This is a genomic window from Enterobacter sp. PGRG2 (assembly GCF_030291195.1).
GTDB lineage: Bacteria > Pseudomonadota > Gammaproteobacteria > Enterobacterales > Enterobacteriaceae > Enterobacter_D.
On sequence record NZ_CP127837.1, the window covers coordinates 2,680,390 to 2,705,350 of the forward strand.

Sequence of the window (24,961 nt, forward strand, 5' to 3'; positions counted from 1 at the left end):
CTCGCGTCCGTCTCCCTGAATGCCCCGGCGATCCTTGAGGCACTGGAGATGACGGCGCTGTTTGGCTTTTGCGCCGATGCGTCACGCATCAGCCACTCGAAACCGGATCCGGAAATCTTTCTTAACGCCTGCACCGGGCTGGGCGTCGACCCGCAAGCCTGTATCGGCGTGGAAGATGCGCAGGCCGGTATTGACGCCATCAATGCCTGCGGCATGGCGTCCATCGGCATTGGCGACACCCTGAAGCACGCAACCTTGCGTCTTTCCTCTACGGAAGAACTGACGTGGCCGCGTTTATCAGCATTCTGGCAACACAGAAAGTAAGGACACAAAATGGCACAACTCTCGTTGCGACATATCCAGAAGATTTATGACAACCAGGTCCACGTGGTAAAAGACTTCAACCTGGAGATCGAGGATAAAGAATTTATTGTTTTTGTGGGGCCGTCAGGCTGCGGTAAATCCACGACGCTGCGCATGATCGCCGGGCTTGAGGAGATCAGCGACGGCGACCTGATGATAGACGGCAAGCGCGTCAACGACGTGCCCGCCAAGGCGCGTAACATCGCCATGGTGTTTCAGAACTACGCCCTGTATCCGCACATGAGCGTCTACGACAACATGGCGTTCGGCCTGAAAATGCAGAAGATCGATAAGGCGATTATCGACGAGCGCGTCAACTGGGCGGCGCAGATCCTTGGCCTGCGCGATTACTTAAAGCGCAAGCCGGGCGCGCTCTCCGGCGGCCAGCGTCAGCGTGTCGCCCTCGGGCGCGCCATCGTGCGTGAAGCCGGGGTGTTCCTGATGGACGAACCGCTCTCTAACCTGGACGCCAAACTGCGCGTGCAGATGCGCGCGGAAATCAGCAAGCTGCACCAGAAGCTGAACACCACCATGATTTACGTCACCCACGATCAGACCGAAGCCATGACCATGGCGACGCGTATTGTGATCATGAAGGACGGTATTATTCAGCAGGTAGGCGCGCCGAAAACGGTTTATAACCATCCGGCCAATATGTTTGTCGCGGGATTTATTGGCTCACCGGCCATGAATTTTATTCGCGGCACCATCGACGGCAACCAGTTTATTACCGAAACCCTTAAATTAACCATTCCACAAAATAAATTAAGCGCTTTACAGGCCAGCGGTTGCCAGCATAAAGCGGTGGTGATGGGAATTCGTCCGGAAGATATTCATCCAAAGCATCAGGAAGAAAATTGTGTCGCCGCGCGTATCAGCGTGGCGGAATTAACCGGTGCGGAATTTATGCTATACAGCACCGTCGGGGGGCATGAGTTAGTGGTACGTGCCGGAGCAGTTAATGATTATCATGCGGGAGATAATATCAACATTCACTTCGATATGAATAAGTGTCATTTCTTTGACGCGGAAACCGAACAGGCTATTTAACTGGCCGCTTAACTATATAAATATATCGCCGGATAGATTCATCCGGCATGACATTTTTATTTTTCTAAGGAATGAAAATGAAAATCTTACTGAGCCGTGCCGCATTGATCCTGTGCGCCGGAACATTCTGCGCGCAGGCAACTGAAAACAACGACTGGCAGTTTAATATTGGCGCCATGTACGAAAGTGAAAACGTCGAAGGTCAGGGGGAGGACATGGACGGGCTGTATGAACCGTCGGTCTGGTTCAATGCCTCTAAAGGCCCCTGGCGCGTGGCGGTGGCTTATTATCAGGAAGGCCCGGTGGATTACAGCGGCGGTACGCGTGGCACCTGGTTTGATCGTCCGGAACTGGAAATTCACTATCAGTTTATTGACCGGGAAGATTTCTCCCTCGGTCTGACCGGCGGCTTCCGTAATTATGGTTATCACTTCAAGGATGAACATAATGAAGATGCCGGTACGGCGAATATGCAGCGCTGGAAAATCGCCCCGGACTGGAACCTGAAGCTTAACGACGCCTGGAGTTTTGGCGGCTGGCTGGCGCTGTACCAGTTTGCCAACGATCTCAACGCTACCGGCTATGCAGACAGCCGCGTGGAAACGGAAACCGGCTTTACATATAAAATCAACGATACCTTCTCGGTAGTAACCAACTACTATCTGGAGCGTGGATTTAACATGGACAGCGGGCGCAATAACGGCGAGTTCTCCACCCAGCAAATCCGTGCCTATTTACCGATTTCGTTAGGTAATACCACCTTAACGCCTTACACCCGCCTTGACCTCGACCGCTGGTCAAACTGGGACTGGCAGGATGATATTACCCGCGAAGACCATGACATGAACCGTCTGGGTATGCTGTACGCGTACGATTTCCAGAACGGCCTGTCCATGACGCTGGACTATGCGTTTGAATGGCAGGGTCATGACGAAGGCAGCGACGACAAGTTCCACTACGTCGGGGTCGGCTTCAACTACGCGTTCTGAGATTGATCGCCAGAGTGGCACGCCTGTGCCACTCTTTTCATCAGGTGCCCTCAAATAATGGTCGTTGCCACAATCACATTTCGCGGGCAGGGCTTGCCGGAAATCAGCTTAAAGATCAGATCAAAACTCTGCGCGCCCAGTTCCTGGGACGGCACGTCAATGCCCCCGGGCGGCGGGTTGAGAATAAAAGAGAGGGTTTCGTTAAGGTAGCCCACCACCGTCAACTGCTGCGGGATACGGATGTTTTGCTCTGCCGCCGCGCGATAGACGCTCATCAGCTTCAGGCTGTCGGTGGCGAAGATCGCGTCGGGGCGTGTGGGCAGGCTCAGTAAGGCGCGGGCGGCATCCAGCGCGCTCTCCTGCCTGTAGCCGCCGTCGATGACCCACTCGTCACGCAGCGGCAACTGGCTGGCCTGCAAACTGGCTTTAAAGCCGTTAACCCGATCGATGGAAACGTGATAGCTCAGCGGGGCGTGAATACAGGCGATATTTTTATGACCGCCTTTAATTAACGCATCGGTAATGGCGATACTGTCGTGATAATTATCGGTATCGACCGAATAGACGTTTTGAAACTGGCCTTCCACTTTACCGATCACCACCACCGGAATACCGTGCTTATCAAGCTGCGCCAGAAATAACTCATTCGCCGGAGAGCTGAGCATAATAATGCCCTTGATCATCTTCTGCATGATTTTGCTTTCGCATTTTTGCAGTTCATCGGCGGGGCTTAACGACGTCTGTAATATAACGTCAAAACCTGCATCTTCCGCTTTTTCGGTAATGGCATGTAAGGCTTCAGAGAAATAAGGATTACCGGCAGTGGTTTTTGTCGGTCGGGTATAAATAACCATAATGGCGTCAAAGCCGGATGAGGTTAGCGCACGGGCGGCTTTATTGGGATGATAATTTAGCTCGCTCATCGCCTTCAGAACTTTATCCCTCGCCTGCGGCGAAATATTGGTTTTTTTATTGAGTACCCGCGAGACGGTAGATTTTGAAACACCCGCCACGCGCGCAATATCATAAATGGTAGGGGACATAACCTTACAAGTTCCATTAATAGAGTTACATCGTCCATCTTACGGGAGATAAGGCGGGCAAGACAAACATTAAGTGGTTAATTAATGAAATGCATCACTGTACGGTCAGCCTTACTCTCAGTGAATGATTAACCGGCGGAATATCCTCTCCGCCGGATAAGCGGCAGATTAATGAACCGGAGAAATATGCATCGCGGCGGTGGAGATAGCACCGGCAAACACCAACAGCCCGCAGCCGCCGTCGGTGAAAGCGTTGTCGTCGTCATCAATCACGCTAAGCCGGAGATGATCCACCGTGGCTTCAATCAGCCTCCCCTGCAGGCGAATATCAAAAGCGATCTCGCGCTCGAAAACGAAGGTACGCGGCGCTTCGGCCAGAACCTTAACCTTATCGTCGCGCACCCGTATCAGCTGGAGCTTTTCATCAGCGGTGAGGCGCACGGCGTAATAACGGCGCATCCCCTGGAAGCGGAACGCCAGCCCGCCGTAGTCGCCCAGGTGCAGGGTGAGATCGCACTGGATGCGGTAGTCGCGCCACTCGCGGGTGCCGTGGATCAACACCCCTTCGTCCCGTTCGCTGGAGATACGGATACGATCCGGATAGTGCCGGGAGAGTAAATCCGCGCCGTTCACCCAGGATCGCCACCAGAAATCGCTTATGCCTGCGGGTTTGCGCAGGGTGAGCTGCGGCGTACCGTCCCAGCGCAGGGTATCCATCAGCACCCGTCCGGCAGAGGGGGCCGTCAGCGCAATGCCCACCCCGGCAATGGGCTGACCCTGGCAGTCCGGCAGCGTCATGGCGAGCGTGATCCCGCCGCCCGGCGGCAACGGCTGCGGCTCACCGTAGTAAAGTTGCCGTTCACTGTTTTCGTCATAAACCCGGTAGCAGAGCCGCACCGTGACGATCTGCCGGTTATCCGGCGGGGCAAACAGCGTGGCCCGTAATTGTTGACCGGGATAAATCAGCGGCGTCGCCAGCAGATCGTAACTGGCGTAGCTCAGCATATCGGCCACTTCCGGCGGCGAAAAAGTGAGGGTGGTGACGCAGGCGGGCGCGTCCGGCGGCAGGGCGGGGTAGTCAAGGCACAGCATATTCCGCCCCTGACAGGCTGCATTGCCCACCTGCACCGAGGGCGCCAGGGAACGGAAACCCTGCACGCTGCCGGGCAGCGAGAAGTGAAACTGTGCGCCATCTTTACGGGGCGCCGGGCGCGGCAGCCCGGCGAGCTGGTGGCCAAGATCGTACAGATAATCGGTAATGCGCACGGCGTTATTAATGGAAAAACCGCCGTCCGCCGAGGAGATGAGCAAACGATCCGCCAGCGGCCCGCGCCAGTCCGGCCCGGCGTCAATGCCCGCCAGTCCGGTCATGATCCCCGACAGACAGCCGACATTACCGGCGTTGCAGTCGGTGTCCCGACCGGAGGTATTGATAATGCACTGCGCCTGCTGAAAATTATCAGGGGCGTAGAGCATCGCCATGATCATCAGGGCATGATTGGGCACCATCGGGCAGTTGCCGGGGTAGTTGTCGTAACCGTACTGCGCGTCGATCTTCTCGCGGGTGAGGTGCCAGTCGCCGTCCTCCCGGTGCCAGCGGCGAACGTCGGCGATCATACGGGCGATTTCACAGTCGGCAGGAATAAACGACAGGCCCACCTCCAGCAGCTGCTGAATATCACTACAGATAAAAGCCTGGGCTTCCATGGCTGCCCACAGCATCGCCGCCCATACCGCTTCGCCATCATGGCTGACGCTGGCAGCTTTTTGCGCTAAAGAGGCGGCAAGGGCGGGCTGACCGGGCGCGACCAGCGCCCAGCCATCAATAAATATCTGTGAGCCAATCTGTTCGGCAATGGTTTTGCCATTGGTAGAAGCCGCACCGCTTAACGGCGCGGGAATGCCTTTTTTGAGGTTAAGCCAGGCCGTCTGCTCGGTGGAATTACCGTTGCCGCCCCACCATAAAATGGTGCGCTTATCGATAATGTAGTTCAGCCAGCACTGGCCGATCTGTTCCGCGGTGAGCGTATCCGCAAGCCCATAGTCTTCCAGGGCGCGGATAAAGGTAAAGGTACCGGCCACGTCGTCATCCGCCACCACCAGCGGGCGGTCGAATTTATCATGCACGTAATAATCGACGTGGCCAAGCCGATCGACGATCTCCTGATAGCGCCAGCCTTCAAACGGGCGTCCTAAGTAGACGCCGATTAATTTCCCCAGCACGCCCGCGTACAGGCGCTGATAATAATCTGCCGGTAAGGCCATCATTTCCTCCCTGATAGATAAGTTGCCACATCCGTTGTGCGCTGTCAGGAGCGGGGCGAATCAGCCAAAGCGCCACTCACTGGTGGCCACGCCGTTCACCCACAGCTGCCGTTTTTCACCAGCCGGTAACGACACCTGCAACGCTTTCCACGCCGGATTATAATCGCCGCGCGGGGTGATATTCAGTGATATAGATCCGGCATCGCAGGTCATTTCCCATGTCAGCCACAGCGCGTTACCCTCCTGGTACCCCCAGGATTCCCCGTCATCCTCAAACAGCAGCCCGGACGTTTTACCGACGCCTTTCAGCGGGTAGAGTTTCAGCTCGCGGCTGGTATCCGCGCAGGCGTCAACATGAGTGATGCGCTCGCTCAGCGGCAGTCCCGCCCCGGCGCGCACCAGCAGCGGCAGTTTTTCCAGCGGCGCGTCGAGCGTCACCCACTGACCGCCGCTGTACCAGTCGCCGCTGTAAAAATCGTACCAGCCGCTGTGGTTATCCGGCAGCCACAGGCGACGCTGGCGCTGACCCGGTTCCACGACGCTAGCCACCAGCAGATCGCGGCCGAGCATAAAATCGTCGCACTCGGCGAAGGTCTGCGCGTCATGCTCATGATCGAGAAAGGTCGGACGCAGCATGGGCTCGTCATCGGCATGGGCCTGCCACAACAGGGTGTAGAGATAGGGCAGCAGGCGGTAGCGCAGTTCGATGGCGCTGCGAATGGCTGGTGTTACCGCCGGGTACATCCACGGCTCGTTGACCGTGCGATCGTCATTCCATGAGTGGATGGTGAAACGCGGATGCATCACGCCGTTCTGCACCCAGCGGACAAACAGCTCGGCATCCGGCTTATCGCCGGAAAATCCGCCGACATCATGGCCGACGTTAAACAGTCCTGACAGGCTCATGCCCACGCCCATGCGCGTGTTATAGCGCAGCGTATTCCAGTTGGTGCGGTTGTCGCCGCTCCAGGTCTGCACGTAGCGCTGCATCCCGGCGCAGCCGGAGCGGGAGATCAGATACGGGCGCTTGTGCGGCGCGAACCGCTGCTGGGCTTCCATTGAGGCGCGCATCATTAACAGCGGCATCACCGGGCGGATATGCTTAATGGCGATTTCGCGCCCGAAGCCGTGACAGCGCGCTTCGCCGTCCCAGACTTCATACTCGTTGTTATCGTTCCAGGTGGAATCAATACCCATCTCCAACAGTTGCGTGGTAACGCCGTTCTGCCACCAGGCGATGGTCTGTGGATGGGTAAAATCAAGATGCGATCCTTCGTCATCCCAGAAGCTGGAGCGCTCCGGCGCGTCGCTTTCGGAATCGCGGATAAACAGCCCCTGCTGCGCCACTTCCTCATAGCGCGGGTGATCCTGCAACAGACAGGGTTTGATGTTGGCCGCCAGCTTAATGCCCGCCTCATGAAATGCGCCGGACATCACCTTCGGCTGCGGCACTTTGTCGTAGTTCCAGTTAAAGACGTAGCGCTTGTTATTGATGGAGGTATAGCCGGACGACAGCTGGAATGAATCGCAGGGAATGGCGTGCTCCGCGCACAGGCGGATGAAATTCATCAGCTGATGCTGGGCATCCGGCGCGTCGGTGTAGTGCATGGTCGAGCCGCTGTAGCCGAGGCTCCATTTCGGGCCGAACAGCGTTTTGCCGGTCAGGCGCACAAAGGCTTTGGTGACGTCCAGCACCCGTTTACCGGTAAAGACGTAGTAATCGATGTCGCCCGCTTCCGCCTGCCAGCGGCGATAGGCGGTGTGATAGTTGTCGATCTCATTACCCAGATCCAGCCAGCAGCTGCTCAGGTTGTCATAAAACAGGCCGTAGCTGACGTCATCCCGGCGGGTTATGGTGAAGGGAATATGCTTATACAGCGGATCGGTGCTGACGGCGTTATAGCCCATCGCATCCAGATTGCGCATCTCATAACGCCTGCCGTTGCGCTGTAAATCCCCGGCCTTTTCGCCCAGACCGTAAAAACGTTCATTTTTCTCACGGCGCAGATAGTGCGCCACGCCGTCGCCGTGGGCATTGAGCTGATAGGCGCTGGTGGGACGATCCCCCGTCAGCCACTGCCACTCGCCCGCGTCATCGCGATAATGCCACTCCAGCCACAGCGGCTGGTGGACGGTAACGCGCAGGGCGGCGCTCTCCACCGTCAGGCTGTCATCGGTGCGGGAGAGCGTCCACGCCGGGCAGCTAAAACCGCTCAGATCGTCGCGGGCGCGGCCTTCCCAGGGCACGTCCTGCGCCGGGGCGATGCTCCAGGTTCTGTCCAGCGTCAGCTCGCCCTTACGTTTTACCAGCACGCCAAACAGCGTTTCTTCCAGTACGTACAGGCAGAGCTTGTGCTGCCCGTCGACCAGCAGTTCAAGGTGGTGGTCAGTCTGCGCGTGCAGCGTCCAGTTTTTCAACGTTTTCATATCGATTTACATCCACTATCAGGCGCGTTTAGCGCGACGTTCAGCAATAAATGCCACCAGGAAAAAAGCGCCGATCAGGTCAAAGAATCCCATGGCGACAAACAGCGGGTTGAAGCCGATCTTGTCGGCGGTGACGCCAATCAGCAGCGAGAACAGGAAGCTGGCGATCCACGCGCAGGAACCGCGCATGCCGTTGACCGTCGCCATCTGCCCCTTGTCGAAGGACTCCACCACCAGCGCGCTCAGCATGCAGGAGATGATCTGATGGCCAAAACCGCCAATGGAGATCAGCGCGATGATAATGATCGGATCGCGGGTGAGGGTGACGACAGCCAGCGAGATCATCAGAAACGCGCCTGTCACCGAACTGGCAACAATAGAATTGATGCGCGCGCAGCCAAACCAGCGGGTATAAAGTTTGGTGAGATAGCCGCTGGCGATACTGCCCAGATCGGCGGCGAGGAACGGCAGCCAGGCGAACATGGCGATCTGTTTCAGATCCATGCCGTGCTCTTTCGCCAGATACAGCGGCACCCAGAAGCTCATCACCGCCCAGGCCGGTTCCGCCATAAAGGCCGGAATGGCGATGCCGTAAAAGCGTTTATTTTTCGAGACGGTTTTCAGCGCGGTAAAGAAGGGCAGTTTTTCGGTGAGCGGCTCATTATCCTGCTGAATATGCGCCAGCTCCTCTTTGCTCAGATTGGGGTGTTTATCCGGGTTGTGGTAGAACGCCCACCACAGCACCACCCACAGCAATGCCAGCCCACCGGTGAACATAAAGGCGCCCTGCCAGCCGAAAGAAGCATGGGCGAAATAGATAATCGGCGGGGCCAGCATCGCGCCAATCGAAAATCCGACCCCCGCCCAGCCTGCCGCCACCGGGCGTTCTGATTTCGGGAACCACTCCCCGAGGGTTTTGGCATTGGCCGGGGTCGCCGCCGCTTCCGCGCCGCCCATAAAGAAACGCAGGATCGCCAGTTGCAGCCAGCTTCCGGCCCCGGCATGTAAAATACAGGCCAGCGCCCAGAGCGCAGCGCAGATCATAAAGCCCAGCTTCAGGCCGATCACGTCAATCAGCCAGCCACAGAGCGGCTGAAAAAGGGTATAGGCGAGCTGGAACGCGCCAACAATGTACGAATACTGTTCCGTGGTAATGCCGAGGCTGTCTTTTAACTCCGGAGCCAGAATACCCAGCGAGTTACGGGTGATGTAGTTGACGGTGACGCCGAGCAAAAACAGCACCAGCACCCACCAGCGAAGATTCTTGATGATGCGTCGCGGCTTGCCGACCGCGATGTCGTTATTAATGTCCTGACTCATAACACTCTCCGAAGGACGTTTTGTAGGGGTATCTGTTTGATACTTATGGTTTTAATTACAGAGTCATTACACAACTAGTATGGAAGTTGTGCGTCCTTTTGAGGTTATGAAAATTAATTGCCGGGCAATAGCGGATTTTGTGCAACTTTTCTCATTAATTTGCCTTACATCCGGCGAAAATGACATGCATTACAGATATAGCGTGAAAGCACGCTTATGAAAATTCTTTCATTTAACGAACGGGCGCAGATCACAAAATGGACAAAAAGCTCAGAATCGCCGAAATCGCCGCCCGCACCCGGCTGTCCGCCAGCACGGTATCGCGGGTGCTGGCGGGAAAAGCCAATACCAGCGAAAAGGCGCGGGCGGCGGTGCTGGCCTGCGCCCGTGAACTGGGCGTGATGGACGGTATGGCCGCCGGACGGCTGCTGCTCAACAGTCTGCTGGTGTTTGCCCCGCAGCGCGCCTTTGATGAACGTTCGGACATCTTCTATTACCGGGTGATCCAGAGCATCAGCAAAGCGCTGGCACCGCATGAAGTGCACCTGCGTTACTGCGCGCTGGAGGAGAACGACAGCGATGCCAACCTGTTTCTGGCGAAAATGAACGACAGCGACACCCAGGCGGCGATCCTGCTCGGCATCGACGATGAACATATTCACGATCTGGCCGCCGATCTGGCAAAGCCCTGCGTGCTGATCAACAGCCGGGATCGCAAAATGCGCCTGCCCGCCATCGCCCCGGACCACCGGCTGATCGGCGAATTTGCCGCCCGTTACCTGTTCGAAATGGGCCATCGCCACGTGATGAACGTACTCTGCCTGCGGCGCTACACCATGGAGCTGCGGCTGGCGGGCATTCGTGACGCCTGGCGCGCGCAAAATCTCCGCTTCAGCGATAACCGCGACGTGCTGCTGGTGCAGAGTTTCAGCGCCCGCGAGGCGGAAGACCGGGTGGGGGAATGGCTTGACGCCCAGCCCGCGAAAGCGCTGCCGACGGCTTTTCTGATGGGCGGTGATTTTCTGGCGGCGGGCGCAGTGAAAGCGCTGCAAAAGCGCGGGCTGCGGGTGCCGCAGGACGTGTCGGTGATGAGCATCGATGGCTTTAACCTGGCGGCCATCCAGGACGTGCCGCTCACCGCGGTACATGTGCCGCGCGACGAGCTGGGGGAAGAAGCGGTGCATCTGTTACAGCAGCGGCTGATCCGCCCCGACGCGCCCACCGGCACGCTGTTACTCAATGGCAGGCTGGCGGTGCGGGAGTCAGTGCGGCGGATACGCCCGGACAAAAGRCGCACCGCCGTGGAAAGGGAAGGGYTGTAYGATGATTAAACCGGCATGCCCAGCGCGCGCTTGCCGTGCTCGTTCAGATCGTCCAGCGTAAAGCGATCCGCCCAGTTGGTTTCATAGTCTTCGCGCGGGAAGTCGCCCGGCGATGCGCCTTTTTCCAGCGCCGCTTTAACGCGTTTCGCATAGGCGAGGTTTTTCTCGCACAGCGGCGCGGCAGGAATGTACATCACGTTGCCCCAGCCCTGCTGATCGGTGACCGGCGCGACCGAGTGGATCACATCGCAGTGCCACCAGACCGAATCCCCGGCCTCCAGCGCCGGAATGCTGGTCAGCGCCTCAATGAGCAGCGGATGCCACTGGGCGGAGATCGGCAGCACGCGGCCCGGCGCCACGCCGCACAGCTCGTCGTCCGGCACGTCGTCAAGCAGCGGACGCAGCAGCACATACGCCATCGCTTCCGGGATCGGCACCACATGCAGCAAGCCCTGGCCCGGCAGCATATCCGACAGCGCCGTCCAGCCCTGGAAGGTACGGAACACCGAGCATTTGGTGGTGTTATCGACGGTGTATTCTTCTACTTCGGTACGGTGCGCGGCATTCCACGGATCGTACTGCTCCGGTTTGCCGTTAAATACGGCGGCGAACACCTGCTGATAGGCAGGCAGCAGCCAGCGCTCGAGCGCGCCGGAATCCGTGTGCGCCCCCAGCCCTTTCGAGGTGGTGCCCGGCGGACGGCGGCGGATGCGATCCGGGTAAATCACGCTGACATCCGGATCAAACCACTGTTTGCCCTCGCTCTCAAAGATCCACAGGCGGTTTAAAAAAGACTGCACCTGCGCCATTTCACTGCTCTGCCGCGCCTGCATCTGCGCCTGCGACCAGTAAATCGGGTAGATCTCCGGGCGGGATGCCTCCAGCGTGCCGAAGAAGCTGTCGCCCGGTCCTTTGTACACCTCGTCAAAATGGTTGCGATCGAGATATTCCAGCATCGAACGGTCCCAGCCCAGCGCCTGTTCACGCGGGAAGTGGCCTTTGATCACTGCGCAGCCGCGGCGTTTTACCGCCTCGCGCTGCGCCTCGCTGAGGGTGCCGTTTTGAATATCGGCAAAAGGGATCACCGGCCACACCGGTTCGCCGCGGGCTTTCAGGGCGTTGATTTCCGTGACGCGGGCGGCAATACGCTCGCTTAACTGGTTAAATACCGCCTGCACGTCGCCGATTTGCGCGCGCAGCGCCTGCTTGAGTTGACGGATCGCCGCTTTGTGATCGGCAGGCAGCGTTTCGCTGGCAAAGATTACAGCCATAATGACCTCACTTTTCTTTCATTCGAAAGTAAAATAACTTACATATGCTAATTTAAGTTAAAAAAAAGTTAATGCAAGTTTAAAAACTTGATGAGGTGCACAAAGCGGGAAAAGTGTGATGCCAGCGCAGGACGCACCGGCATCAGAAAGGTCAGGCCGTGAAGGGGCCGGTACCGTCGAGCACCGCCTGAATAACATTCAGCGCGCCCTGGTGATTGTTATCGTCCGTGCGGTGACGGGCAATGGCTTTAATGGCGTCGCCGGCATTGCCCATGGCAAAGGAGTAATCCGTCATACGCAGCATTTCGGCATCGTTGCCGCTGTCGCCGATGGTCACGCATTCCCCCGGCGATATGCCCCAGCGTTTCAGCAGGCGGGTAATGCCGTTAGCTTTGTGCAGACCGGGAATGATCAGATCGACAAAGCCAAAGCCGCTGGTGACGGGCTTCATGATGCCGTCGAGGGAGACATGCAGCGCGTCAATAAGTTGCGGAATGTCGCTGTCCGGCAGGTTGAGGGAGAACTTAAACATTTTATCGTCGATGTCGTGATAGTCGCGCACCGGTTTCAGACGATGATAATGGTGCGACATCAGTTCGACAAAGGCGTCCGGGGCGCGATCGCTCACATAAGCGCTCTCCAGCCCGCAGGCGACAAAGTTCAGCCCTCTGTCCTTCAGCAGCTCGCCGAGCACGATCTGATATTCATGGCGGGTCAGCTCGCCGTGGAAAAGTTGCTGGCCGTGTTCATAGACCAGCGCGCCATTTTCTGAGACGAATGAAATACGATCCTGAATTTCCGGGAAGAAGGAGATGAGCTGATAATACTGGTTACCGCTGGCGACCACGAATTCAATACCGCGGCGCTGTAGTTGCTCAAACTGTGCCAGAAAACGATCGCGATCGTAGGTTTTGGCATCATCAAGGAAAGTTCCGTCCATATCGGTGACGATAACTTTAACGGTCATGCATTGCGCTCCTGAATGTAACTGCGACCAGAAACATTCTAATAACAATGTGAGCAGAAGCACAATTTTATTTCATTCGAAAGTTTGCCCGTCGTTATCAAACGGGTAGGCCCGGTAAGCGAAGCGCCACCGGGCAAGGGGGATTACAACGTATGTTCGGTACGGGCGATAATATCGTCCTGCGCATCCGGCGACAGGGCGGTGAAGAACGCCGAATACCCTGCCACACGCACCACCAGGTCACGATACTGATCCGGATGCTGCTTCGCGGCGATTAACGTCTCGCGCGATACAATGTTGTACTGAATATGCCAGCCCTTATGCACTTCAAAGAAGGTGCGCAGCAGCATCATCAGCTTCTGACGGTCACTGTCGTTTTCCAGCGTCGCCGGATTCAGCTTCTGGTTCAGCAACACGCCGCCCAGGATCGCCTCCGTCGGCAGTTTACCCACCGAGCCTATTACCGCCGTCGGCCCTAAATGGTCGGTACCGGAGGCTGGGCTTGCGCCTTCCGCCAGCGGGGTATGGGCTTTACGGCCATCCGGGGTCGCCATGGTTGCGGCTCCAAAAGGCACGTTGGCGGAAATGGACGAGGTACCGGCGTAGTAATTACCGCCGATCGGACCACGGCCATAGCGCGGATTGTGATACTGCTTCAGCTCCTCAATGTAGGTCTGATAGGCGCGCGCCAGCAGCAGATCCACGCTGTCGTCATCATTACCGTATTTCGGCGCGCTGTTGATCAGACGCTGACGCAGCTGCTCGTGGGTCAGCCCTTCGTAATCTTCCGCCAGCGCTCTGGCGAGTTCCTGCTGACCAATCGCCCCCTGATCGAACACCAGCTTTTTCACCGCCGCGAGGCTGTTGCCGAGGTTGGCGATCCCCACCTGCAAACCGGAAACCCAGTCATATTTCGCGCCGCCCTGTTTGATGCTTTTCGCGCGTTCGATGCAGTCGTCCACCAGCGCCGAGCAGAGAATATCATGCACGTTCTCTTCCAGCATGGTGTCCACCACATACTCGATCTCAATGGATTTGCGCGTGTAGTAGCGGATCTGCGTATCCCAGGCGTCCATCACCTGCGAAAAGTCGCTGAAATTGCCTTTCGACAGCGCCAGTTCCTGCGGCAGGAATACTTTGCCGCTGGTGGCGTCCCGTCCGCCTTCCAGCGCCGCCAGCATCACGCGGGCGAAGTTAATAAAGCTCATGCCGGTGCAGCGATAGCCCCATTTGCCGCCAACGGCGGTTTCGATGCAACCAATCGCCGCATAATCGTAAGCGTCTGCCGGTTCGATCCCGAGCTTGATAAATTCCGGGATAACGATCTCGTCGTTATTGAAGGCTGGCATACCGAAGCCGCAGCGGATCACCTGCACGCAGGCGTCGAGGAAATCGTTGCTCATCCCCGCGTGGTAACGCACGCTCAGGTTCGGCTGGGTGGAGCGCAGGCGGCCGCAGGATTCGAGGATCGCATAAGAGAGCGGGTTTACTGCATCCAGCGGCTTACCGTTGACCAGTTTCTGACCGCCAATGGTGACGTTCTGATACAGCGGGCTACCGGCCGAGGCTTTGGAGTGCGAGCCGGAACGGATTTTGTTCACTTCCAGCAGCTTCAGCCAGCAGGCATGCAGCAGTTCGATGGCGTCTTCCCGCGCCAGGCTCTGGTCCAGCTCCACGTCACGGCGGTAATACGGATACAGATATTGATCCATGCGGCCAAAGGACACCGAGTGACCGTTAGATTCGATCTGCAAAATCAGCTGGATGAAATAGCACAGTTGCAGGGCCTGCCAGTACGTTTTTGGCGGCTGATGGGCGATGATGTCGCAGTTTTCCGCGATCGCCAGCAGTTCGTCGCGACGGCTTTCACGGGTTTCTGCCTGCGCCATGGTGCGCGCCAGATCCGCAAAGCGTGCGATATGCAGGCTCACGGCTTCCAGCACGATATCAATGGCTTTGAGGAACTGCTCGCCGTGCAGATCGTCCAGCACCGTCAGGTTGATGCGCGAGCGGCGCTCAGCGACTTTTTTACGCAGGCCATCCATGCCCAGTTCCAGCACCAGCGGGAAGTTCACCGCCAGGTGCGCATCGCCGGACGTCATATTGCCTTCGGCTTTAATGATGCCGGTCTCCAGCAGCGATTTTTGCTCGTCGGTAAACATGCCGTAGCAGCGATCCTGTACCGTCTGGCCGCGCCACCACGGGCAGATTTCATGCAGCACGCGCTTGTTCTCTTCGCTCACCGCAAAGCCTGCGCCCGGACGATCGGCAAGATCGTCGATCTCATTTTCAATCCAGGTCACCGTATATTCCGGGAAGATCGGCGCGGCGCGAACCATACTTGCCTGGTTGCCGACGATCAGCTCGTCATGCTTGATCCAGATAGTGCGTTCCGCCAGGTGATGGGCGAGGGCGAGGGCGCGGCGCACCGGGATCGGCTTATCCATATGCTGCTGATAAGCCTGGGTATAGTGCAGCGCGCGCTCGGTGCAGACCGGCGGTTTAGTGATGGTGATCAGCGCGTTTTTATGCGCCTTGATGCGGTCAGTCAGGGTGTCGAGACGTAAGGTAGTCATAAGGTTATCCTCGTAACGTGGCGGTCAGGCCGCATTCGCGCGCGTAGTTTTCTGCAAAAGCCAGCAGATCCGGGGCGTCGAGCGGTTTGTCTGGCGCGGTGTAGGTCTGGCCGAGCAGGTGATACTTGTTCATGCCCAGCGTGTGATACGGCAAAAAATGAATATCGCGGACGTTGAGTTCGTCGGCGGCAAAACGGGTAATGGCGCGGAGCGACGTCTCATCGGCGTTAAAACCGGGGATCAGCGGTACGCGAATGGTGAGCAGTTTGCCCTTGCGCGCGAGGCGTTTAAGGTTTTCCAGCACGCGCTTAGCCGAGCCATCGGTCCAGGCTTTGAATTTCTCGCGGTCGACATGTTTCAGGTCCGCAAGGAACAGATCGACATTATCTAAAGAGGGCTCAACGTAGTGCCAGGGCACATGCAGACAGGTTTCCACCGCGGTGTGGATGCCCGCCTCATGGCTGGCCTTAAACAGCGCGGCGGCCAGCGCAGGCTGCATAAAGGGTTCGCCGCCGGAGAGGGTGATGCCGCCGCCGCTGCGATCGTAAAAGGGTTTATCGCGCAGGACGGTGGTCATGATCTCTTCCACTGGTTTTGTTTCGCCGCAGACGTTCAGCGCCTGGGTCGGGCAGCATGCCCTCAGCGCGTCCAGCTGCGCCTCATTGAGAGGCTGGCGATGGATCAGCAGGCCGTTCAGCGCACGTTCAATGACCGCGGGCGCGGCTTTCTGGCACAGATCGCAGCCGTCGAGACACAGCCGGGCGTCGTAGAGCAGATCGCGTTTCAGCGAACGGCTTTCCGGGTTCTGGCACCAGCGGCAGCCAAGCGAGCAGCCTTTAAGAAACACCACGGTACGGATACCGGGGCCATCGTGGGTGGAGTAGCGCTGAATATTGAATATCATGATTGTGCCTCATCTTACGTATGAAGATTAAATGACTTTCGAATGAAAGTTATTTTGACGCCGATCAAGTATCATTCAGGTTGGCTGAGGTAAGTTTCAGCGCATGCTACATCTCACATTTTGAAGGTCAGATCATGGAACTTTATCTCGATACATCCGACGTTGCGGCAGTCAGAAAACTGGCGCGTATTTTCCCGCTGGCAGGCGTGACCACTAACCCGAGCATTGTTGCGGCGGGTAAAACGCCGCTGGAGGAGCTACTGCCCGCCCTGCATGACGCGCTGGGTGGCAGGGGCCGGTTATTCGCCCAGGTGATGGCGACCACAGCTGAAGGTATGGTGATGGATGCCCGTAAGCTGCGCAGCATCATGGCGGATATCGTGGTGAAAGTACCGGTCAGCGCTGAAGGTCTGGCAGCCATAAAGTTGCTGAAGGCGGAAGGCATTCCAACGCTCGGTACTGCAGTGTACGGCGCAGGGCAGGGGCTGTTGAGCGCGCTGGCGGGCGCGGAATATGTTGCGCCCTATGTGAACCGCGTGGATGCGCAGGGCGGAAACGGTATTCAGACGGTGTGCGATTTGCAGCGGTTGTTAAGTCTGCACGCGCCAGGGGCAAAAGTGCTGGCTGCCAGCTTTAAAACTCCGCGTCAGGCGCTGGACTGCCTGCTGGCGGGCTGTGAATCTATTACGCTGCCGCTGGACGTGGCGCAGCAGTTTATCGCCGCTCCGGCGGTGGAGGCGGCTATCGAGAAGTTTGAGCAGGACTGGCAGGGAGCGTTTGGGCGGCTGGGGCTGTAAATTGCCGGGTGGCGCTGGCGCTTACCCGGCCTACCAAACCTGAATCGCCGGGTGGCGGCTGCGCCTTACCCGGCCTACGGTGACGAATGCGACGAATTTATGTAGGCCCGGCAAGCGCAGCGCCGCCGGGCATAGCGGCTAAGATTGCCCGCACACCTCGCATCCGGCATGGCGCATTAATTTCATGTCGCGGAACTGGCAGGTCATGGCGTCGTACATCACGATTTTCCCGGCGGCGGGCGTGCCATAATGCGCCAGCAGCTTGATGGCTTCCATCGCCTGTAACGAACCAATCACCCCCACCAGCGGGGCCATCACGCCCGCTTCCACGCAGGTCAGCGCATTCTCGCCGAACAGACGGCTCAGGCAGCGGTAGCACGGCTCGCCCGGCTGCCAGGTGAAGACGCTGATCTGGCCTTCCATGCGGATCGCCGCGCCGGAGACCAGCGGCACTTTCGCCTGAAAACATCCGGCATTAAGCTGATTACGGACCGCAACGTTGTCGGTGCAGTCCAGCACCAGATCGTGGGCGGCGATCTGCGCGTTAAGGGCGTCGTCGTCCAGCTGCGCGTTAAGCAGGGTAAAGGAGACGTGCGGATTGATACGCGCCAGCGCCGCGCGGGCCGACTCTACTTTGGGCTCGCCAAGCGTGGCGTCGCTGTGCAGCGTCTGCCGTTGCAGATTCGAGAGGGAGACAGTATCAAAATCCAGCAGCGTCAGATGGCCGACGCCCGCCGCCGCCAGGTACTGCGCCGCTGCGCAGCCCAGCCCGCCAAGCCCCACCACCAGCACCCGTGCGCCTTTCAGCCGCTCCTGACCGTCAAAGTCAAAGCCGCGCAGCACGATCTGCCGGTTGTAGCGCATCATCTCGCCATCGCTCAGTTCAATGGCCATTACAGCCCTCCGAACAGATGATTAAACTGCTCCACCTCAACCCATTCGCCCGCTTCGACGTTCTGCCGCTCCGCTTCCAGCACGATAAAACAGTTGCCCTGGCTGAAGGAGCTGAAGATATGCGAGCCCTGATGCCCGGTGGTGCTGACGGTTAATTCGCCCTGTTCATTGCGGGTTAACAGGCCGCGCTGAAAATCGAGGCGGCCCGGTGATTTTTTCAGGCGGGTGGCGGTGCGCACGCGCAGACGCGTCGGCAGCGCGCTGTCATTTTTACCGCCCAGTTTCGCCAGTAGCGGGATCACAAGCTGATAGAAAGTCACTGCCGCTGATACCGGATTGCCCGGCAGCCCGCAGAACCAGCTCTGGCTTAGCTTGCCGAAGGCGAAAGGTTTACCGGGCTTGATCGCCAGCTTCCAGAAGCCGATTTCACCCAGCTCTTCAAGCAGCGTTTTGGTGTAGTCCGCTTCACCCACAGATACGCCGCCGGAGGTGATCACCAGGTCAGCCTGGCTGTCCGCGGCAATAAAGGCTTCCCGTAACTGGGCGGGATCGTCAGGAATAATGCCGAGGTTGATCACCGTGCAGCCAAGCTGCTCCAGCATTAAATGCACCGCCAGCCGGTTAGTATCGTAGATTTGTCCGTCGCCCAGCGGCTGTCCCGGCAGTTGCAGTTCATCGCCGGTGGAAAACAGCGCCACGCGCACTTTACGCACCACGTCGACGCTGGCGATACCCAGCGACGCCAGCACTGGCAGTTCGGCCACCGTCAGCGTCTGCCCGGCCTTAAACACCACCTCACCGGCGCGGATGTCTTCCCCGAGGCGACGGATATTCTGCCCGGCGCGCACCTCGCGGGTAAAACGCACGCCCGCATCGCTCTGTTCGGTTTCTTCCTGCATCACCACCGCATCGCAGCCCGCAGGAACGGGCGCGCCGGTCATAATGCGCACGCAGGTGCCGACAGGCCACACATCGTTAAACGGCTGCCCGGCAAAGGCCTTTCCCGCAACCGGCAGGGGCGCGCCCGCCGCCAGATCCGCCAGCCGCACGGCGTAGCCGTCCATTGCGGAGTTATCAAAGCCGGGGACATTCAGCGGCGAAACCACGTCGTGCGCCGTGACGCGCCCGAAACAGGCCAGCAGCGGCAGCGTATCGTACGCGGTGATCGGGGTAATAACGGACAGCATCTGAGACAGCGCTGTCTCCAGTGGCATAAGGCCTGCGGAAAACTCCATGTGTGCTCCTGACTGGCAATCTGAACGTGCATTCAAAACGCCTATTATGGCAGAAAACCCGGTTCGGCTGAATGTAATCAATATGTGCCTTACCGGTCAGGTTGCTTTACTTCGTTGATTTGACTTTCTATAGTCAAAATTCATGCCTGTTTTCAGGCACTCAATCAGTAAGAGGTCAGAGGGTGGTCGCACGTGCTTGAGTCAGACGCCAGTGAAGTGCTGCGGGTCAGTAAACTGAATATTCGTTTTCCGGACGAAGGCGGCACGTCGCACGTCGTGCGGGATCTCTCCTTTACCCTGAAACGGGGGGAAACCCTGGCGATTGTCGGCGAATCCGGCTCTGGTAAATCCGTTACGGCGCTGGCGCTGATGCGTCTGCTGGCGCAGTCCGGCGGCATGGTCAGCAGCGATGAGCTTCGTCTGCAACGCCGAAGCCGTCAGGTGGTGGATCTGAATGGGTTAAGTCATGCTCAGATGCGCAGCGTGCGCGGAGCGGATATGGCGATGATCTTTCAGGAGCCGATGACCTCGCTCAATCCGGTGTTTACCGTCGGCGAGCAGATCGCCGAGTCGATCCGCCTGCATCAGGGGCTGGGGCGCGATGCCGCGCTGAAAGAAGCCCGACGCATGCTGGAGCAGGTGCGTATTCCCGAGGCGGATGCCATTTTATCCCGCTTCCCGCACCAGCTTTCCGGCGGGATGCGTCAGCGGGTGATGATCGCCATGGCGCTCTCCTGTCGCCCGGCGGTGCTGATCGCCGATGAGCCCACCACCGCGCTGGACGTGACTATCCAGGCGCAGATCCTGCAACTGATCAGCGTGCTGCAAAAAGAGATGGCGATGGGGGTGATTTTTATCACCCATGATATGGGCGTGGTGGCGGATATTGCTGACCGGGTGCTGGTGATGTACCAGGGCGAAGCCGTGGAAACCGGCAGCGTGGAGCAGATCTTCAACGCGCCGCAGCATCCCTATACGAAATCCCTGCTGGCGGCAGTGCCGCGCCTCGGCGCCATGCGCGGCAGCGATCTGCCGCGCCGTTTCCCGCTGCCGTCCCGCAGCGCCGCAATATTGCCCGACGCCGGAAATGGTCAGGACACAGTGGTGGCGGGGGAGCCCATTTTGCAGGTGCGGGATCTGGTATCGCGTTACCCGATACGCAGCGGCATTCTCAATCGCGTGACCCGCGAAGTACACGCGGTGGAAGGCGTCAGCTTTGATCTCTGGCCGGGGGAGACGCTGTCGCTGGTGGGGGAGTCCGGCTGCGGAAAATCCACCACCGGGCGCGCGCTGCTGCGGCTGGTGGCCTCCCAGGGCGGCACCATCACCTTTAACGGTCAGCGCATCGACACGCTGCCCGACAGCCAGCTTCAGCCGCTGCGCCGGGATATTCAGTGTATTTTCCAGGATCCCTTTGCCTCCCTCGATCCGCGTAAAACCATCGGCTACTCGATTATGGAGCCGCTGCGGGTACACGGTCTGCTGGATACGCAGGCCTCGGAGCGCCGTCTGGCCTGGCTGCTGGAGCGCGTCGGCTTAAAGCCGGAGCACGCCTGGCGCTATCCCCATGAGTTTTCCGGCGGCCAGCGGCAGCGCATCTGCATTGCCCGCGCGCTGGCGCTCAATCCAAAAGTGGTTATCGCCGATGAGTCCGTCTCGGCGCTGGATGTGTCTATCCGCGCGCAAATCATCAATTTGCTGCTCGATTTGCAGCGGGAAATGGGCATCGCTTATCTGTTTATCTCCCACGACATGGCGGTGGTGGAGCGCATCAGTCATCGCGTGGCGGTGATGTATATGGGGCAGATCGTGGAAATCGGCCCCCGGCGCGCGGTGTTCGAAAACCCGCAGCATCCCTATACGCGTAAGTTAATGGCGGCGGTGCCGGTGGCCGATCCGGGCCACCAGCGGCCGCAGCGGGTGCTGCTCTCGGACGAGATGCCGAGCAACATCCGCAAACTGGGCGATCCGCCGCGCCGCGTGCAGCTGCACCAGGTTGCGCCGGATCACCTGGTCGCACGCACAACACCAGGCAGCACTTCATCTGCATTTTAATGACAATAATATTCCCGGACAGACAGGGAAACTCAGGAGATTAACATGACACAATTTGTTGCGCGGAAATGGCAGGTTGCGCTCGGCGTCGCCTCTGTTCTTGCTGCCGCACCGGTGCTGGCCGCGAAAGACGTGGTGGTGGCGGTGGCCTCTAATTTCACCACCCTCGATCCTTATGACGCCAACGACACCCTCTCACAGGCGGTGGCGAAGTCCTTCTATCAGGGGCTGTTCGGGCTGGATAAAGACATGAAGCTGAAAAACGTCCTTGCGGAGAGTTATACCGTGTCGGACGACGGCCTGGTCTATACCATCAAACTACGTCAGGGCGTGAAGTTCCAGGACGGCACCGATTTTAACGCGGCAGCGGTAAAGGTGAACCTCGACCGTGCCAGCGATCCGGCCAGCAGCCTGAAGCGCTATAACCTGTATAAAAATATCGCGCAGACCGAAGCCGTGGATCCGTCGACGGTAAAAATTACCCTGAAACAGCCGTTCTCCGCCTTTATCAATATTCTGGCGCACCCGGCGACGGCGATGATTTCCCCGGCAGCGCTCTCTAAATACGGTAAAGAGATTGGCTTCCACCCGGTGGGCACCGGTCCTTATACCCTTGAGACCTGGAACCAGACCGATTTTGTGAAGGTGAAGAAATTTGCTGATTACTGGCAAAAAGGGCTGCCTAAGCTCGACACCATCACCTGGCGGCCAGTAGTGGATAACAACACCCGCGCGGCCATGCTGCAAACCGGCGAGGCGCAGTTTGCCTTCCCGATCCCTTACGAGCAGGCGGCGGTGCTGCAAAAAAACAGCAAGCTGGAGCTGGTGGCAAGCCCGTCCATTATGCAGCGCTACATCAGCATGAACGTGACGCAAAAGCCGTTCGACAACCCCAAAGTGCGTGAAGCGATCAACTACGCCATTAACCGTCAGGCGCTGGTGAAAGTGGCCTTTGCGGGCTACGCCACCCCGGCGACCGGCGTGATCCCGCCGACCCTGGCCAACGCGCAAAGCTATCAGCCGTGGCCTTACGATCCGGCGAAAGCCCGCGAACTGCTGAAAGAGGCAGGCTACCCGAACGGCTTCAGCACTACACTCTGGTCGTCTCATAATCACAGCACCGCGCAGAAAGTGTTGCAGTTCACCCAGCAGCAACTGGCGCAGGTGGGCATCAAGGCGCAGGTGACGGCGATGGACGCCGGGCAGCGCGCGTCAGAAGTGGAAGGCAAGGGACAGAAAGAGAGCGGGGTGAGGATGTTCTACACCGGCTGGACGGCGTCTACCGGCGAGGCTGACTGGGCGCTGTCGCCGCTGTTCACCACGCAAAACTGGCCGCCTACGCAGTTCAATACCGCCTTCTACAGCAATCCGCAGGTGGATCAGGATCTGGTCGCGGCGCTGAAGACCACCAGTTCGGAAGAGAAAGCCCGCCTGTATAAAGCGGTGCAGGATACCATCTGGAAAGACGCGCCCTGGGTGCCGCTGGTGGTGGAAAAACTGGTATCAGCGCATAACAAAGATCTGACCGGGTTCTACATCATGCCGGATACAGGCTTCAGTTTTGACGATGCGGATTTGAAATAGTGAGAATGCCCCTCTTGTTTGTGAAGAAGGCAGGGAAAAGGGGCATCGGATTCAGGGTAGAACATGCTTAACTATTTTCTCAAACGCCTGCTGGGTCTTATCCCGACACTGCTGATTGTGGCGGTGCTGGTGTTTTTATTTGTCCATCTGCTGCCAGGCGATCCGGCACGGCTGGTGGCCGGCCCGGAGGCTGATGCGCAGGTGGTGGCGATGGTGCGCCAGCAGCTCGGCCTTGACCAGCCGCTGTATGTGCAGTTCTGGCATTACATTACGGACGTATTACAGGGGGATTTCGGCAACTCAATGGTGTCACGCCGTCCGGTGGCCGATGAGATCGCCAGCCGCTTTATGCCGACGCTGTGGCTGACGCTGGCCAGCATGAGCTGGGCGATGCTGTTTGGCCTGGCGGCGGGGATCTCCGCCGCCGTCTGGCGTAACCGCTGGCCGGATCGTCTCGGCATGGCGCTCGCCGTCACCGGGATCTCCTTTCCGGCGTTTGCCCTCGGTATGCTGCTGATGCAGGTCTTTTCCGTCGAACTCGGCTGGCTGCCGACGGTGGGCGCTGACAGCTGGCGGCACTATATTTTACCCTCCATCACGCTGGGCGCGGCGGTGGCGGCGGTGATGGCGCGCTTTACCCGCGCTTCTTTTGTCGATGTGCTGAACGAAGATTACATGCGTACTGCCCGCGCTAAAGGGGTGAGCGAGAAGTGGATCATCCTCAAGCATGGTCTGCGTAATGCCATGATCCCGGTGGTCACCATGATGGGCTTACAATTCGGCTTTCTGCTCGGCGGCTCGATTGTGGTGGAGAAAGTCTTCAACTGGCCGGGGCTGGGGCGTTTGCTGGTGGACTCGGTGGAAATGCGCGATTACCCGGTGATCCAGGCAGAAGTGCTGCTCTTCTCACTGGAATTTATTCTTATCAACTTAGTGGTGGATATGCTTTACGCCGCCATTAACCCGGCTATCAGGTACAAGTAAGGATGCGACTTTTAAACTGGCGTCGTCAGGCGATATTAAAGGCCATGCCCGGTCTGAAACCGGACCATGTGCGTACGCCGTGGCATGAGTTCTGGCGGCGATTTCGTCAGCAGCCGGTCGCCATGGCGGCGGGGCTGTTTGTGGTATTACTGATTGTGGTGGCGGCGATAGCCCCCTGGATCGCGCCTTTCGATGCGGAAAACTATTTCGACTATGACCGCTTAAACGACGGGCCTTCCATGCTGCACTGGTTCGGCGTCGATTCGCTGGGGCGCGATATTTTCAGCCGCGTGCTGACCGGAGCGCAGATCTCGCTGGCGGCGGGCGTCTTCGCGGTGCTGATCGGCGCGGCGATCGGCACCGTGCTGGGCCTGCTGGCGGGCTATTACGAGGGCTGGTGGGATCGGCTGATCATGCGCCTGTGCGATGTGCTGTTCGCCTTTCCGGGGATTTTGCTGGCTATCGCGGTGGTGGCGGTGATGGGCAGCGGGATGGCGAATGTGATCATCGCCGTGGCGGTGTTTTCTATTCCGGCCTTTGCCCGTCTGGTGCGCGGCAATACGCTGGTGTTGAAGCAGCAGACCTTTATCGAATCGGCGCGCAGTATCGGGGCCAGCGATGCCACCATTCTGTTCAGCCACATTCTGCCCGGCACTATTTCGTCGATTGTGGTCTATTTCACTATGCGCATCGGCACGTCGATTATCTCGGCGGCGAGCCTGTCGTTTCTGGGCCTCGGCGCGCAGCCGCCAACGCCGGAGTGGGGCGCAATGCTCAACGAAGCGCGGGCGGATATGGTGATCGCGCCGCACGTGGCGCTCTTCCCGAGCCTGGCGATTTTCCTGACGGTGCTGGCGTTTAATCTGTTAGGCGATGGCCTGCGGGATGCGCTGGATCCGAAGATAAAAGGGTAGT

At 58.4% G+C, this 24,961-nt stretch carries 19 protein-coding genes; 9 read left to right on the forward strand and 10 right to left on the reverse strand.

The annotated features are described in order from the left end of the window. The 3 genes from QRD42_RS11830 to QRD42_RS11840 all read left to right on the forward strand — a co-directional run. Positions 1-324: HAD-IA family hydrolase (locus QRD42_RS11830; RefSeq protein WP_321987188.1), on the forward strand; the 324-nt coding region annotated here is incomplete at its 5' end. A 9-nt stretch (positions 325-333) separates the two neighbouring features. Further along, positions 334-1,413 (forward strand): ABC transporter ATP-binding protein, encoded by a 1,080-nt coding sequence (locus QRD42_RS11835; RefSeq protein WP_321987189.1) that lies wholly within the window; start codon positions 334-336, stop codon positions 1,411-1,413. Positions 1,414-1,490: 77 nt separating this feature from the next. After that, a complete protein-coding gene (locus QRD42_RS11840) occupies positions 1,491-2,402 on the forward strand; it encodes an OmpG family monomeric porin (RefSeq protein ID WP_072567949.1) in 912 nt (303 codons plus the stop codon). A 50-nt stretch (positions 2,403-2,452) separates the two neighbouring features. Here QRD42_RS11840 and QRD42_RS11845 read toward each other — a convergent pair whose 3' ends face one another. The 4 genes from QRD42_RS11845 to QRD42_RS11860 form a co-directional block, all read right to left on the reverse strand. Then, positions 2,453-3,445: a LacI family DNA-binding transcriptional regulator gene (locus tag QRD42_RS11845; RefSeq protein WP_321987190.1), complete on the reverse strand. Its 993-nt coding sequence runs from the start codon at positions 3,443-3,445 to the stop codon at positions 2,453-2,455. A 168-nt stretch (positions 3,446-3,613) separates the two neighbouring features. Next, positions 3,614-5,713, reverse strand: a complete 2,100-nt coding sequence (locus tag QRD42_RS11850) for an ADP-ribosylglycohydrolase family protein (protein ID WP_321987191.1) — start codon at positions 5,711-5,713, stop codon at positions 3,614-3,616. A gap of 57 nt (positions 5,714-5,770) precedes the next feature. Further along, positions 5,771-8,137 carry a glycoside hydrolase family 31 protein gene (locus QRD42_RS11855; protein WP_321987192.1) on the reverse strand — a complete coding sequence of 789 codons (2,367 nt, stop codon included), beginning with the start codon at positions 8,135-8,137 and terminating at the stop codon, positions 5,771-5,773. 18 nt (positions 8,138-8,155) lie between these two features. Further along, entirely contained in the window at positions 8,156-9,457 is a 1,302-nt protein-coding gene (locus QRD42_RS11860) for an MFS transporter (protein ID WP_072567953.1), read from the reverse strand. Positions 9,458-9,714: 257 nt separating this feature from the next. On the opposite strand from QRD42_RS11860, the gene QRD42_RS11865 reads away from it, so the two are divergent. Next, positions 9,715-10,788: a LacI family DNA-binding transcriptional regulator gene (locus QRD42_RS11865; protein ID WP_318375711.1), complete on the forward strand. Its 1,074-nt coding sequence runs from the start codon at positions 9,715-9,717 to the stop codon at positions 10,786-10,788. Here the strand turns inward: QRD42_RS11865 and QRD42_RS11870 are convergent. From QRD42_RS11870 to QRD42_RS11885, 4 genes are all read right to left on the reverse strand, one after another. After that, complete coding sequence (locus QRD42_RS11870; RefSeq protein ID WP_321987193.1) at positions 10,785-12,050, reverse strand: DUF1479 domain-containing protein; 1,266 nt, start codon at positions 12,048-12,050, stop codon at positions 10,785-10,787. The genes QRD42_RS11865 and QRD42_RS11870 overlap by 4 nt on opposite strands. A gap of 151 nt (positions 12,051-12,201) precedes the next feature. After that, a complete protein-coding gene (locus tag QRD42_RS11875) occupies positions 12,202-13,017 on the reverse strand; it encodes a Cof-type HAD-IIB family hydrolase (RefSeq protein ID WP_321987194.1) in 816 nt (271 codons plus the stop codon). A gap of 143 nt (positions 13,018-13,160) precedes the next feature. Next, positions 13,161-15,593: a formate C-acetyltransferase/glycerol dehydratase family glycyl radical enzyme gene (locus QRD42_RS11880; RefSeq protein ID WP_321987195.1), complete on the reverse strand. Its 2,433-nt coding sequence runs from the start codon at positions 15,591-15,593 to the stop codon at positions 13,161-13,163. A gap of 4 nt (positions 15,594-15,597) precedes the next feature. Continuing rightward, a complete protein-coding gene (locus QRD42_RS11885) occupies positions 15,598-16,497 on the reverse strand; it encodes a glycyl-radical enzyme activating protein (RefSeq protein WP_321987196.1) in 900 nt (299 codons plus the stop codon). 134 nt (positions 16,498-16,631) lie between these two features. On the opposite strand from QRD42_RS11885, the gene fsa reads away from it, so the two are divergent. Continuing rightward, positions 16,632-17,294, forward strand: a complete 663-nt coding sequence (fsa, locus tag QRD42_RS11890; RefSeq protein ID WP_321987198.1) for a fructose-6-phosphate aldolase — start codon at positions 16,632-16,634, stop codon at positions 17,292-17,294. Positions 17,295-17,432: 138 nt separating this feature from the next. On the opposite strand, the gene moeB is transcribed toward fsa, so the two are convergent. Together moeB and moeA are read right to left on the reverse strand one after the other, a co-directional pair. After that, the gene (gene moeB, locus QRD42_RS11895) at positions 17,433-18,188 is read right to left on the reverse strand and encodes a molybdopterin-synthase adenylyltransferase MoeB (protein ID WP_321987200.1); all 756 of its coding nucleotides are present in this window, start codon (positions 18,186-18,188) and stop codon (positions 17,433-17,435) included. Continuing rightward, on the reverse strand, positions 18,188-19,423 hold the full coding sequence (gene moeA / locus QRD42_RS11900; protein ID WP_321987201.1) for a molybdopterin molybdotransferase MoeA: 1,236 nt from the start codon (positions 19,421-19,423) through the stop codon (positions 18,188-18,190). The genes moeB and moeA overlap by 1 nt, the downstream gene beginning before the upstream one ends. A gap of 192 nt (positions 19,424-19,615) precedes the next feature. Between moeA and gsiA the strand changes: the two genes are divergently transcribed. The 4 genes from gsiA to gsiD all read left to right on the forward strand — a co-directional run bounded on the left by gsiA (position 19,616) and on the right by gsiD (position 24,960). Beyond that, complete coding sequence (gene gsiA, locus QRD42_RS11905; RefSeq protein WP_321987202.1) at positions 19,616-21,478, forward strand: glutathione ABC transporter ATP-binding protein GsiA; 1,863 nt, start codon at positions 19,616-19,618, stop codon at positions 21,476-21,478. 45 nt (positions 21,479-21,523) lie between these two features. Further along, positions 21,524-23,062, forward strand: a complete 1,539-nt coding sequence (gene gsiB / locus QRD42_RS11910) for a glutathione ABC transporter substrate-binding protein GsiB (RefSeq protein ID WP_321987203.1) — start codon at positions 21,524-21,526, stop codon at positions 23,060-23,062. 63 nt (positions 23,063-23,125) lie between these two features. Continuing rightward, positions 23,126-24,046, forward strand: coding sequence for a glutathione ABC transporter permease GsiC (gsiC, locus tag QRD42_RS11915; RefSeq protein ID WP_318374137.1), 921 nt, complete (start codon positions 23,126-23,128; stop codon positions 24,044-24,046). A 2-nt stretch (positions 24,047-24,048) separates the two neighbouring features. Continuing rightward, positions 24,049-24,960, forward strand: coding sequence for a glutathione ABC transporter permease GsiD (gene gsiD, locus QRD42_RS11920; RefSeq protein WP_072567965.1), 912 nt, complete (start codon positions 24,049-24,051; stop codon positions 24,958-24,960). Position 24,961 lies beyond the last annotated feature (1 nt).